Annotated in this window: 11 protein-coding genes; 2 read left to right on the forward strand and 9 right to left on the reverse strand. The window is 57.6% G+C overall.

Going from position 1 to position 12,570, the window contains the following annotated elements:
- Positions 1–96: 96 nt before the first annotated feature.
- Together QOL67_RS14400 and QOL67_RS14405 are read left to right on the forward strand one after the other, a co-directional pair.
- Positions 97–1,116, forward strand: a complete 1,020-nt coding sequence (locus tag QOL67_RS14400; RefSeq protein ID WP_283426666.1) for a TraB/GumN family protein — start codon at positions 97–99, stop codon at positions 1,114–1,116.
- Positions 1,117–1,226: 110 nt separating this feature from the next.
- Positions 1,227–2,141, forward strand: a complete 915-nt coding sequence (locus QOL67_RS14405) for a manganese-dependent inorganic pyrophosphatase (protein WP_283426667.1) — start codon at positions 1,227–1,229, stop codon at positions 2,139–2,141.
- A 68-nt stretch (positions 2,142–2,209) separates the two neighbouring features.
- Here QOL67_RS14405 and QOL67_RS14410 read toward each other — a convergent pair whose 3' ends face one another.
- From QOL67_RS14410 to QOL67_RS14450, 9 genes are all read right to left on the reverse strand, one after another.
- A complete protein-coding gene (locus QOL67_RS14410) occupies positions 2,210–3,139 on the reverse strand; it encodes an alpha/beta hydrolase family protein (protein ID WP_283426668.1) in 930 nt (309 codons plus the stop codon).
- The gene (locus QOL67_RS14415; RefSeq protein WP_283426669.1) at positions 3,139–3,600 is read right to left on the reverse strand and encodes a MarR family winged helix-turn-helix transcriptional regulator; all 462 of its coding nucleotides are present in this window, start codon (positions 3,598–3,600) and stop codon (positions 3,139–3,141) included. Before QOL67_RS14415 ends, QOL67_RS14410 begins: the two co-directional genes overlap by 1 nt.
- 152 nt (positions 3,601–3,752) lie before the next feature.
- The gene (locus tag QOL67_RS14420; protein ID WP_283426670.1) at positions 3,753–5,690 is read right to left on the reverse strand and encodes a beta-galactosidase; all 1,938 of its coding nucleotides are present in this window, start codon (positions 5,688–5,690) and stop codon (positions 3,753–3,755) included.
- Entirely contained in the window at positions 5,687–6,547 is an 861-nt protein-coding gene (locus QOL67_RS14425; RefSeq protein WP_283426671.1) for an SMP-30/gluconolactonase/LRE family protein, read from the reverse strand. Before QOL67_RS14425 ends, QOL67_RS14420 begins: the two co-directional genes overlap by 4 nt.
- The gene (locus QOL67_RS14430) at positions 6,544–7,149 is read right to left on the reverse strand and encodes a 2-dehydro-3-deoxy-6-phosphogalactonate aldolase (RefSeq protein ID WP_283426672.1); all 606 of its coding nucleotides are present in this window, start codon (positions 7,147–7,149) and stop codon (positions 6,544–6,546) included. The genes QOL67_RS14425 and QOL67_RS14430 overlap by 4 nt, the downstream gene beginning before the upstream one ends.
- Positions 7,150–7,153: 4 nt before the next feature.
- The gene (locus tag QOL67_RS14435; RefSeq protein ID WP_283426673.1) at positions 7,154–8,044 is read right to left on the reverse strand and encodes a 2-dehydro-3-deoxygalactonokinase; all 891 of its coding nucleotides are present in this window, start codon (positions 8,042–8,044) and stop codon (positions 7,154–7,156) included.
- A 3-nt stretch (positions 8,045–8,047) separates the two neighbouring features.
- Entirely contained in the window at positions 8,048–8,809 is a 762-nt protein-coding gene (locus QOL67_RS14440; protein WP_283426674.1) for an SDR family NAD(P)-dependent oxidoreductase, read from the reverse strand.
- Positions 8,809–10,518 (reverse strand): IlvD/Edd family dehydratase, encoded by a 1,710-nt coding sequence (locus QOL67_RS14445; protein WP_283426675.1) that lies wholly within the window; start codon positions 10,516–10,518, stop codon positions 8,809–8,811. Before QOL67_RS14445 ends, QOL67_RS14440 begins: the two co-directional genes overlap by 1 nt.
- Positions 10,515–12,569 carry an alpha-galactosidase gene (locus tag QOL67_RS14450; RefSeq protein WP_283426676.1) on the reverse strand — a complete coding sequence of 685 codons (2,055 nt, stop codon included), beginning with the start codon at positions 12,567–12,569 and terminating at the stop codon, positions 10,515–10,517. The genes QOL67_RS14445 and QOL67_RS14450 overlap by 4 nt, the downstream gene beginning before the upstream one ends.
- Between the last annotated feature and the right edge of the window lies 1 nt (position 12,570).

A 12,570-nucleotide genomic window follows, 5' to 3' on the forward strand; every position in this document is an offset into this window, starting at 1 on the left:
CTTGTTGCCCACATCATTTGCCCTGCCCAAGCCATTCTCCCTTGAGCCTCCCCAAAGCCCTGCTACCTTGGCCCAAATTCCGGTTGCGAGGTTCTGATGCGATTTTTGACTACACTTTTGTTTTTACTGTCCTTTTCAAGCATCGCGTCGGCCAATTGCACGGGACCAAACCTTTACGCGTCCCTGCCAGACAGCGAACGCCAAGCACTGGAAACCAAAGCTGCCCAAGCCCCTTTTTCCGAAGGCGTGCTCTGGCGGGCAGAGAAAAACGGAATGGTCAGCCACATCATTGGCACCTTCCACGTACACCTGCCCCAACACGCCGCCATGGTCGCGCGTCTGCAAGAGCTAACCCCCCGTGCTGAAAAGGTTTTTCTGGAACTCACTGACGAGGATCAACTTGGGTTCCAACGTCATCTCACAGACAACCCGGACAGCTACCTGATCCAATCTGGTCCCTCGTTGATTGACCGCCTTGGCCCGGATCTCTGGGATCGCGTAGTGGTGCAACTACAGGAACGCGGCATGCCGCCGTTCCTCGCCGCCCGCTACCAACCCTGGTTCCTCGGCATGACCCTGATGCTCCCACCCTGCGCCTTTGAGATTGTAAAGTCAGGCAAAAAGGGCCTCGACCAACAGATCGCCGCCATGGCCAAAGCCAACAATTTGCCCACACAATCTCTCGACAGCATCGACGGGCTACTGACCATGCTGGCCTCCGACCCGCTTGAGGAGCAGATGGAAGACCTGCGCTGGAGCCTATCGCTGAACACAGACCCCGCGGCCCCAGATCTGATTGCCGCGATGATTGCCATGTATCTGGAGGAAACCATTCAGCTTATTTGGGAGTTCAACACTGCCGAAACGTTTAAAAATGCTGGCACGGACAAGGACAAAGCCCGCCTCGCTGAGCTCCTCAAACAAGCCGAGGACGATCTGATCGTCACCCGCAACACAGCCTGGACAAAGGTGCTCACCAAAGAACTGGCGCAAGCGCCCGCCCTTGTGGCCGTTGGTGCTCTGCACCTGCCCGGTCAAACAGGCGTACTTGCCCAACTACAAAACGCCGGTTTCACCCTCACACGCGTGCCCTTGCAAGCCGCTGACAACAATTGACCACCGCGCCGCGAAGTCGCAGGCACAACCCCAGTCGTGACAAACGTCCTGCGCCCTTCTATAAGGCGCGCAACTTCTCCGTTTTTCTTTGTTTTTAAGGACGTCGCGACATGACAATTCAGGTTTTTGGCCACAAATCCCCCGACACTGATTCCACCGGTTCTCCAATCATCTGGGCGTGGTATCTGTCTGAAATCAAAGGCACAGCCGCCGAAGCAAAGCTGCTGGGCGAGCCCAACACCGAAGCCGCATGGCTTCTGAACCGTTGGGATCTGCCAAAGCCAGCGATCATCGAAGACGTGGCTGACGATGCAGCGGTTGTGATCGTGGACACCAACAACCCGGCTGAGCTGCCTGCCAACATCAACGGCGCAGACGTGCAGGCCATCATCGACCACCACAAACTGGTGGGCGGCCTGGAAACCAAAGGCCCGATCGACATCACCATCCGTCCGGTGGCCTGCACCGCAACTATCATGTTTGACCTGATGGGCGACATCGAGATGCCAGATTGGATCAAAGGCACCATGCTGACCTGCATCCTGTCTGACACGCTGGAATTCCGCTCCCCAACCACCACCGACCACGACAAAGCGGTTTGTGAGAAACTGGCAGCAGATTTGGGCATCGACATTCCGTCTTATGCGGCTGAAATGTTTGCCGCAAAATCCGACGTGTCGTCTTTCTCCGACGCGGAACTGTTGCGCATGGACTCCAAGGAGTACGCTGTCGACGGCACCAAGTTCCGCGTGTCTGTGCTGGAAACCACCAGCCCCTCCACGGTACTGGACCGCAAGGCGTCCTTGATGGACACCATGACCACCGTGGCATCCGAGGACGGTGTGGCACAGGTTCTGTTGTTTGTCGTGGACATCCTGAACGAACAGTCCACCCTGCTGGTGCCAAACGATCTGGTGAAAAGCGTAGCGGCCAAGTCTTTTGACGTTGAAGCCTCCGGCGATACCGTCGTGCTGCCGGGTGTTGTGAGCCGCAAAAAGCAGATCATTCCAAACCTGAAGGTCTGAGTGTGATCTGATACAAATTCAAAGGCCGGCTCCGTTGGAAGCCGGCCTTTTTTTGTTGGACACCGCCTTTAAACTGATCCAGAGGCCCCTCCTGAAGGCAACTGTCCATGTTGCGTCTCCACAGGCAGGAGGCCATCCACCAGCCAGTCCCACAACTCGTCCCAAAGCACTTCATGCCCTTTGCGAAACGCGCCGTCGTGGCCAATTTTTCCGGCGCCCAAATGCTTCGGTGTGCGCACCTGCAAGTGCGTCTCCGCTTGGCTGTAATGGCTCAGCGTGTCCCTGCAGGCAGTGATCGTTGCAATGGGGTCGTCACTCATGACCCAGGCGCTGATTGGGCTGCAGGGTTCATCAAAGTGATGCGGATATCGCCCGGACACCAAGTCCGGCAGCAAGTAGCTCCGCCGCGCGCTCCATCGCCGCCACGTGCGAAACACATCCGGCGGCAAAGCTTCGCCCCCCCAAAGGCCGCCCGACGGAATGAACCCGTACCGCGCGAGGCAATACGTGCCATACCCCCACCACCAAAACAATTCCAACGGGACATTGCGCGGCTTATGTACGCCCCAATGTCCATTGCCAACTGCTACAAATGCATGGCGCGCGACCTTGTGATGGTTCTGCGTAAACCCCACAAACTGCCCGCCAATGCTGTGCCCCAATGTGGTCAATGGCACACCAGGTGCAAGTTGTTCCAGACACCCAAGCGCAGCCGTCATATCCAGCCGTCCCCAGTCCGGATAGTCGATTCCACTGACTGCCAGGTCCTCCGCGCCGGACTCGCCAATGCCCCGGAAATCATAGGTCAGCACAACCGCGCCCCGGTGCGCCAAATAGGCTGCTGCATGGCGATAGAACCTGCGGGGAAATCCCGTGCCTGCGGATATCAGAACTGCCACGCGCGGGGCGGCACCGCGATACACGGTGCCCGCCAACTCCCAACCGTCCTCAGCTTGAAACCGGACCTCTTCACTTGCAACATCGCCTTGATCTAACATCACTCGCGCTCCTCGGGCAAATCCACCTGGTCGATTACGCTCTCGGCGTTCTCCGCCAGATGGGTCAAAAACCGGCCTATGACCTCCTGCTCCACCGCATCAAATGGCGCCAGTAACAGACCGTTCACATGCTGAACAAAGGGCACCGTGCGTTGCACTAAGTTTTCTGCAGCCAGTTCCAGGTAAATTCTAACAACGCGCCCATCCTCAGCGTCTTTCTCGCGGCGCACAAATCCACGATCCACCATGCGATCAATCAATCCGCTCAAACTGGATTTGCGCATCGACAACGCTTTGGCCAATTGCGTCACCGTTTGCCCATCGCGCTTGGATAGGAGAACCAGAACGCCATGTTGGGGCATCGATAGCTCCGCCAGCGCTTTGGTTTTGCGTTCGGCCGCCCGTGCGATCGCCGCATGGGCACGGTTAATCAGCAAAAAAATCTTGGGAGGGTTTGCCATGTTTGGTTCGCATCCGAATTACTTCACTTAATTCGTATACGAACTTTACACTGGATCAAGCCCCCTACCACATGACGTCGCGGGAAGCTGCAAAACAAAACGGGCGCTACCAACGCAACGCCCGTCTCTATTCTTCTTTTGGTGCTTGTCGGTTAGCCCGAGCTTAGGTCACAGGCCACCACCGGCGCACCACCTTCAAACACCAGCACACCACAGGCAGGCACACGATGCCCCTGCACGCTTGCGGAGAAGCTGTTGTAGTTGACCACAAAATCATAATCACCAAACCGACGACGGCGCACACCATCCTGCATCGGTGCCATCACAACCCCGGCCTGCTCGCAGGCCATTGACACAACCCGATCCCAAAGTGCTTCATCCGGGAAGCTGCCCAGATACCAACGATCATTCTGCCCCATAAGCACCGGCGCACCGTCCTGTGTCTTGAGAAACACCTCTGCAGCACCGGACAACCGCTCATGCCAATGTTCCACCTTGCCGCCGCCGGACACATCCATACCCGCATGCGGTGGCAGGCTCTCGATCAAGTCCACGCGCACGTCCAGATTTGACACCCCTGGACGGCCATTGGGCGGGATCATGAACTCGTCGGTGATGGCCCCTGCACGTGGCCCCAGCACTGCCAGCGCCCCCGCCTCTGAAATCGCGGAAACCAGCGTCGGATCAAGCGTGGCCACTCCCGGCGCAAACACCGCTTTGTAGCCTGAAAAGGCACGACAGTTGGTACTTACAAAGTCTACGGAAAGTCCCGCACGCCGCAATCCGCGATACGCCGCGAACACCAATCGAAAATAGTCAAACCCCGCGCCCTGGGGCTGCGTTTTCCACGCCCAATCAGAAGCATAGTCATACACGAGTGCCACGTCCGCCTGCTGAGTGTCCTGCTCCTTGAGCATGTCGAGCACATCAGCAACCGCCCGCGCCTCATCCATGCCGGGGGCCTCACGCCCATCTGGCGCTTGCAGCCCCGCGTGCATCTGTTCCTGAGCAAACGGCGCCTGACGCCAACGGAAGTAACTCACCACTTCCGCCCCATGGGCAAAGGCTTCCAGCGCCCACAACGCCACCATCCCTGGCAATGGCGCCGGATTATAGGGGGCCCAATTCACCGGCCCCGGTTGCTGCTCCATAACCCACCAACGGCCTTTACCAACCGCGCGGTAAAGATCGTGGTGAAACGCCTGCATGTCCGGATCACCTTGCCGCAAGAACCGCGCTTTGTGCTCGTCTGACGCTTCCAAGCGATCCGACAGGAACCCAATTGGGTAACTGTCCCAGCTCGCTATATCCAGGTCTTCGCCCACGTCAAAGTGGTCAAATTCCAAAATGCGACCCATGTAGTTGTGGATCAACGGTGCATCCGTGTGGGCCTTTAAGATTTCAGTCTGCACCTTGTTGAACGCCACCACTTGATCGCTGGAGAACCGCCGGAACGCCAACACATGCGCCGGATTTGGATCAGTCACTGTCAGATTGGGCAATTCGATTTGTTCAAAGGAGGCATAGTCCATCGACCAAAAGATATTGCCCCACGCCTCGTTCAGCGCCTCAACGGTTTCATAGCGATCGCGGCACCAGCTTTGGAACGCCATTTTGGCAGTTTCGGAATAGCTGATGACCGTATCGTGACAGCCATATTCATTATCCGTCTGCCAGGCGACCACATGTGGGTTCTTGCCATAGCGCTCCGCCACAATCTGGGTGATCCGTGCACATTCGTCGCGATAACCCTGATGGCTGAAGCAATAGTGCCGACGGGAGCCAAACTTGCGCGGCGCACCGTTTTCATCCACCGCCAGCATGTCGGGATGTTTGTCGACCATCCAGCGGGGTGGTGTTGCCGTTGGTGTACCCAACACAACCTTTAATCCAGCCGCACCCAGCGTCCCAATCGCACGATCCAGCCACTCCAGCGTTACCTGACCTGGCACAGCTTCCATGCGGCTCCAGGCAAACTCACCAATCCGCACCCAGCGGATGCCAGCTGCGACCATATCCGCCGCATCCTTAGCCCACATGTCTTCCGGCCAGTGCTCCGGATAATAACAAACGCCCAGTTCTTGCTTCATAAAATCACCCGTGGTTCCGCCACCCCTTGGGCGGCGTTGTCTATGGCAAAGACCATGCCGTTCTGCGGCGTCTCTGCCAATGTCTTTTCGTCGATGCCCTCACGGGCCGAGGTCACAAACAAGGTGGTTAAATCATCGCCGCCAAACGCCGGGCAACTGCTGTGCTGCCCGCCCACGGCTACGGATTTCAGAAAGTTGCCCTCAGGGTCATAGGCGGCCACACGCGCCGCCCCCCATTGCGCGATCCAGACGTTGCCCTCGGCATCCACAACCGCGCCGTCGGGGTTCAATCCATCCTCATTGAGGCCGAGATAGACCTCTGCTTTTCCAATTGGCCAACCGGTCTCCGCATCCAAGCCCTGACGCATCACCAATTTTGTCAGCGTATCGGTGTAGTAGGCACGGCCACGTTCTTTATCAAAACAAATCGCATTGGAGATTGTCACGTTCGAGACCAGCTTGCGCAACGCACCGTCAAAGTAACGATAGATCGCCCCCGCCTTGCGTTCCGCATTTTTCCCCATGGTGCCAATCCAAAAACCGCCCCACGGGTCTGCGCGTCCGTCATTGGAGCGTGTCACCGGATTGTCCGCCTCCAATGAACACAGGTATTCTTGCTCTTCCGTGTCGAGGTAAAACTTCCAAAGGCCCGTCTCAGACGCAAGGATAAGCGTATCCTGGTCGACCCAACCAGCCGCAGACACGTGTTCATCAAATTGCCATTCCAGTGGTTCGCCATCAGCTTGGCTCATCATACGTTTGCCAACAATATCAAACCAAAACAGCTGCTTGCGTTCGGGGTGCCACAGCGGCCCCTCGCCCAACGCACACGGCCGGTCATCAAAAATAATACTCATGCATATGCCTCGTCATAAGCGACCACAATGGCCTCTGCCCGCTGACGCACATCCTCCACGCTCATGCCCACTTTGTAAATTGCTGAGCCAATACCAAAGCCATCTGCGCCGGCGGCAATCCACTCGCCAAAATTCTCAGGCCCAGCGCCACCCACGGCGTATACTTTGCTGTCTTTGGGCAGCACCGCCCGCACGGCTTTTAGGCCACCCGGCCCCGCCATATTCCCAGGAAAGAGTTTTAACCCTGTGGCACCAGCTTTCAATGCAGCAAAGGCTTCCGTCGGCGTAAACACCCCTGGCCAGCTTTCCAAGCCAAGTTTGGCGGTATGCACTATCACGTCGGTATCGCAATTGGGCGAAACAATCAGCTTGCCGCCCACACCAGCCACCGCATCCACCTGTGCAACCTCAAGCACCGTACCCGCCCCAACAAGCGCGCGATCCCCAAAACCTTTTGCCAAAAGCGCAATGCTTTCCAGTGGATCAGGCGAGTTGAGCGGCACCTCGATCTTATCAATACCCGCTGCAATGATGGCATCTGCCATGTCTTCGATCTCACGCGGGGTCACCCCGCGCAAGATGGCAATAATCGACCGGTTCATGTTGTTACCCCAAAAGGTTGCGCGCGGCAGACAGCCCCGCAAGTGTCATGTCCTGACAGTCCACAACGGTCACCCAACCGCCCTGGGCCTTCAAGGCCTCTGCATAGACATCAGAGAGCCGCTGCTCCCCGATCACAGCAATCTGCTGTCCGAGCCAATACGGCCGCGACGCTGCCAGCTCTGCGCCCACTAACAATCCTGACAAGCGAGACCGCGCCACCGCAGATGGCGTGGCATTCAGCAGATCACTGGCGCGAATACCAAACAACTCAGAGGCCAGGTTTTCTGGCCGCGACAGGGTTACATCCATGCCCGCCGCAAAGGCCTCGTCGTCCCAGCCTTCTCCAACCGAATGCTGCAAAACCGATTGTTTACTCAACAACGAGAACAGTTCACCGGTCATGAAGGTGCGGAAACTCACAACCTCATCGGCACTCACATGTGCCCATTTGGTGTGGGTGCCCGGAAGGCACAACACCCCATCCCAGCTCGGGTTACGCGACAAGAACCCCGCAATCTGCGTCTCTTCTCCACGCATCACGTCAGCTGGTTTGGTCTGTTTCAATCCGGGCACAACATGCACGCGAATACGGGCATCTGTATTGGGGACCATAACCGGCTTGGGCGCCAACGCGGGCGCAGGCACCGCTGTATAAGGCGCCTCAACCCAACCTTGGCGTGCCCCAACCATGCCGCAGGCGATCACATCCGTCGGACCATCACCAAGCCAGCCCTCAACCAGCTCCAACAAAGCCGCTTCAAAGCCGCCAGCCACCAGCCGCGCCATGCCTTTGTCCGACTGCGCCGTCGCCAAAAGTGTGTCACCCTCCATGGCAAAGGCGCGCAGCTTTGACGTGCCCCAATCCACTCCGATCCATTGTGCTTGCACAGACATATCTTACCCCGAAACCACAACGCCGCCGTCAACCGCCATGCATTGCCCCGTCATCATTCGGCTGGCGTTTGACGCCAAATAAAGCGTGGGGTCAATCATATCTTCCGGCGTCAAATGCTCTTTCAAACACTGCCGCTCCAAATGCGCCGCCAATCCCTCCGGATCTGCCCACATATCCAGCTGCTTCTGGGTCAGCACCCATCCTGGTGCCAATGCATTCACGCGGATGCCCTTTGGTCCCAACTCCCGCGCGAGCGAGCGCGTCATACCGGTGATCGCCGCATTGGCGCTGGTGTAAATCGGATAGCCCGCGTTGCCCATGATATAGCTGATCGAGCTATAGTTGATGATCGAGCCGCCACCAGCCATTTGACGCGCGGCTTCCTGGCATGCAAAGAAATACGCCTTCTGGTTCACGGCCTGCATCCAGTCGTAGAACTCTTCATCCACCTCATCGAGCGCATGACGTTGATCATTGGCGGCATTGTTCACCAAGACGTCCAAGCCGCCATGTTGACCCACCGCCTGCTGAATGGTCTCCCTGAGGCGCGGAATGTCAGAGATGTCCCCCTGCATAAAAAGCGGCGTTGCGCCGTGTTTGATCTCCATCTCTGCGATGAAATCGTCTGCCGCCGAGCGCCCGATGATCGCCACTTTGGCACCCTGCGCCATAAACCCATCGGTCAAGGCTGCACCAATGCCGCTGGCCCCACCGGTGATGTAAACGGATTTGCCTTTCAGATCAGGAAAAATCGTGCCGGTCATCAGTGGCTCTCCCGTGTGACAAGCCGCGTGTCTTTGCCCACAAGGAAATCCAGATCGGCCCCCTTATCGGCCTGCAACACGTGGTCGTAATAGAGTTTTGCGTACCCGCGTGTGTAGTGCTCCGGGTCCGGTTCCCAATTTGTGCGACGCGCTTCAAGCTCCGCCTCATCCACCAGCAGTTCCAACACGCCACCTGACGCCGAGACTTTGATCCGGTCGCCAGTTTTCACCAGAGCCAAAGTGCCTCCGGCCTGCGCCTCTGGGCTCACATGCAAAATAACCGTGCCATAAGCCGTGCCAGACATCCGCGCATCCGACACACGGATCATGTCGCGCACACCTTCTTTCACCAGCTTGCCTGGGATCGGCATATTGCCCACCTCTGGCATGCCTGGATAGCCTTTCGGGCCGCAGCCTTTCAGCACCAAGATGGTGTCGGCAGTCACCGGCAAGTCAGGTTTATCGATGTTGGCCTTCAGGTCCTCGATATTCTCAAAAACATAGGCCTCGCCTTCATGTTCCAACAGATGGTCGGTGGCGGCAGACGGCTTCACAATCGCACCGTTGGGCGCAAGGTTCCCGCGCAGCACGCGCAACCCCGCCGCAGGTTTCACGGGATTGGCTAGCGGACGAATGACGTCGTCGTTATAGATCTCCGCGCCCTCGTGATAGGTGCTGATATCTTTCCCCAGCACCGTATTGGCCGGACGCACATGCTCTTTGATCTGGCTTAACACCGCTGGCACGCCGCCTGCATAACAAAAGTCTTCCATCAAATACTTGCCCGACGGCATACAGTTCACCAGCAGCGGGATGTCGGAGCCAATCTCAAAATCCTTAAGCGTCAAATCGACCCCCACTCGACCTGCCATCGCCAAAAGATGCACCACCGCGTTGGTGGACCCGCCCACAGCGGCATTGGCCAAAATCGCATTCTCAAACGCTTCTTTGGTCATCACATCGGACGGTTTCAGATCCTCATCCACCATCTCCACAATTCGCTTGCCCGTCAGATGTGCCAAGGCCATCCGGCGCGCATCCACCGCAGGCAGCGCAGCGTTGGTGGGCAACGACATACCCATCGCTTCAACCAGCGACGCCATGGTCGAGGCCGTGCCCATGGTCATACACACGCCCGCGCTGCGGCTCATGCCACTTTCCGCCTTCATGAAATCCTGCAAGGTCATCTCCCCCGCACGCACTTCCTCAGAAAACTTCCAAACATCTGTGCCGGAGCCAATGTCCTTGCCTTTGAACTTCCCGTTCAGCATCGGCCCAGAGCTCACCACAATGGATGGCAAATCCACCGACGCCGCGCCCATCAATTGCCCCGGCGTGGTCTTGTCACACCCACCAAGCAGCACAACGCCGTCAATACCGTAGGCGCGGATGCTCTCCTCGACATCCATCGCGAGCAGGTTGCGGAACAGCATGGCAGTCGGCTTCATCTGTGTCTCGCCGAGGCTCATCACCGGGAACTCCACCGGGAAGCCACCTGCCTCCCAAACCCCACGCTTCACGCCTTCAGCCAGCGTCCGCAGGCCAGAGTTGCAAGGCGTCAACTCGGACCATGTATTGCAGATGCCAATGATCGGCCGGCCGTCAAATGCGTGATCGGGAAATCCCTGATTTTTCATCCAGCTGCGGTGAATAAATCCGTCTTTGTCTAGCTTGCCATACCAGTGCTGGGAACGACGCTTCTTGCTCATTTTTTCTTTCCTTCGATCACCCACATCCGGTCCGGAAAGGACCAAGGCAATATGAGACCGTGTTGCATCAATAGCTGACCACTCAGGGTCACAGGACCGTCTTTCAATGGCGTCTCACGGCGCGACAAATGATGCGCCTCGTCCCGGTTGATCAGCTCAATTTCATATGTGGCACCCGGCTCCAATCCGGTCAGCCGCAAGGGCCGCGGCATGATTTGCGTGCCCGTGGAAGCTTTGCCAACAAACACCACAAATCGTTTTTTGTCTTGTGACAGTTGCTGCTCAGCAATCACACTTGAATCAGCCGTGTCCAGCCGTAGGATATCCGCCGTCTGCCGCCAATTGCGATTGCCTTTCCACCAGGCCGTGACCTGCGACAGCACCACCGCCTCTTCTTCGGTCAGCTCACGCGGGTCCATCTCAAACCCCATATGCCGCTGCGCCGCCACCCAAGATCTGAAACGGATATCATGCACCCGCCCCGAAGTATGACACTGACGCGGCCCCACATGGCTGCCAGTGATTGTCATCGGCAACATCAGCGCCGCGTCATGTTGAATACGCAGCCGCTCCTGCGCATCGTTGCTGTCGCTTAACCAAATTCGCTGAGTGTGTTCCAAAATCCCGGCATCAATGCGTCCGCCGCCAGAGGCACAGCTCTCGACTTCAACATTCGGAAAGTCCCGCCGTAGGCGGCCAAGCAAGGCATAAACACCACTGGTCTGAGCCACGCTGGCCACAGGCAAAAGCCTATTGTGATCCCACTTGATGTAATCAATGTCGTGAGACGCAAGGATTGCCGCAATCTTTCTATAAAGGTGGTCGCGCACCTCTGGATTGGCCACATCCAGCACACGCTGCTGCCGCCCTTCCACTTGATCCACAGGCCCCAAAATCCACTCCGGATGCGCACGTGCCAGATCACTGTCCATATTGACCATCTCCGGCTCAAACCAGAGACCAAACACCATGCCAAGCGACTTTACGTGTTCGATGATCGGCGTCAGCCCATCCGGCCATTTGCGCGGATCGACGTCCCAATCGCCCAACGAAGAGGTGTCATCGTCACGCTTGCCAAACCAGCCATCATCCAGAACAAACCGCTCAGCGCCCAGCTTCACAGCTTGGTCCGCGATGTCCTTCAGAACCTCGACACCATGGTCAAAATACACGGCTTCCCAGCAGTTATAATGCACTGGTCGCGGCCGATCTGGATGGGGCCAGGTCACCACTTGATCTCGCAAATGTCTCTGGAACGCTGTCGCGCAGCCATTCAAACCCATTTCAGACACTGCCAAATACAGCTTAGCGGTCTCAAATACCCGTCCACTGACACGGGTGCCAGTCGCATGGCCCCACTGAATCTGGCGCCGCCCATCCGACAGCTCTTCGGCATACATCACATGACCGCCAGACCAACCGTAGTGCATTGCAAATACAGCGCCAGACGTATTCTGCGCCCCGCTTTCCGGGAAATACGCGATTGGCGGATGCTCATGCCCGGAGCGCCCGCCGCGCGCTTCGCGCATGTGAACGCCTGCACGCCAAGGCGCACGCTCCAACTGAAACTCACCAATCCACCGCCCAGAGAAATCTAGAATATCCGCGCCATACTGCGGCCCCGGCATCACGGGCGCCGCCAGATGGTGCACGGTGATCTCCGAGTCAGCCTCAAGCGTCGTGCTTGCTGCAATCACATCACCCTCAACGGCAAAGTCAAAGGTGATCGACAATCCAAGCGCCGCGTCTCGACAAACAAACTGACTGCCGTCCACTCCAACCAGTGCAAACCTTGGATAAAGTGGTTGCCCATCACGATAGGCCACCAACCCCGCCTGCCCCTGAAAGCTTTGCCCCGCTTCCGGACACAGCGACACGTCTGGCAAACGATCAATCATCCCACCAGTCACATCCCGTGCAGCGATCAGGCCAATTTCCGTCAGGTCCTGCCCCCCTGGCAACGCAGCTCCCCAGTAGAGCGCGCTGGGCACGCCGCCATCTGAGGCCAGAACCAGGGTCTGACCCGGCGCATCAATGCGCCAGGTTTGCATC

The organism is Shimia sagamensis (assembly GCF_900182745.1).
Lineage (GTDB): Bacteria > Pseudomonadota > Alphaproteobacteria > Rhodobacterales > Rhodobacteraceae > Shimia > Shimia sagamensis.

Coding starts and splice junctions, on each gene's coding strand:
- QOL67_RS14400 (WP_283426666.1), top strand. CDS start 97: ATGCGATTTTTGACTACACTTTTGTTTTTACTGTCCTTTTCAAGCATC.
- QOL67_RS14405 (WP_283426667.1), top strand. CDS start 1,227: ATGACAATTCAGGTTTTTGGCCACAAATCCCCCGACACTGATTCCACC.
- QOL67_RS14410 (WP_283426668.1), bottom strand. CDS start 3,139: ATGTTAGATCAAGGCGATGTTGCAAGTGAAGAGGTCCGGTTTCAAGCT.
- QOL67_RS14415 (WP_283426669.1), bottom strand. CDS start 3,600: ATGGCAAACCCTCCCAAGATTTTTTTGCTGATTAACCGTGCCCATGCG.
- QOL67_RS14420 (WP_283426670.1), bottom strand. CDS start 5,690: ATGAAGCAAGAACTGGGCGTTTGTTATTATCCGGAGCACTGGCCGGAA.
- QOL67_RS14425 (WP_283426671.1), bottom strand. CDS start 6,547: ATGAGTATTATTTTTGATGACCGGCCGTGTGCGTTGGGCGAGGGGCCG.
- QOL67_RS14430 (WP_283426672.1), bottom strand. CDS start 7,149: ATGAACCGGTCGATTATTGCCATCTTGCGCGGGGTGACCCCGCGTGAG.
- QOL67_RS14435 (WP_283426673.1), bottom strand. CDS start 8,044: ATGTCTGTGCAAGCACAATGGATCGGAGTGGATTGGGGCACGTCAAAG.
- QOL67_RS14440 (WP_283426674.1), bottom strand. CDS start 8,809: ATGACCGGCACGATTTTTCCTGATCTGAAAGGCAAATCCGTTTACATC.
- QOL67_RS14445 (WP_283426675.1), bottom strand. CDS start 10,518: ATGAGCAAGAAGCGTCGTTCCCAGCACTGGTATGGCAAGCTAGACAAA.
- QOL67_RS14450 (WP_283426676.1), bottom strand. CDS start 12,569: ATGCAAACCTGGCGCATTGATGCGCCGGGTCAGACCCTGGTTCTGGCC.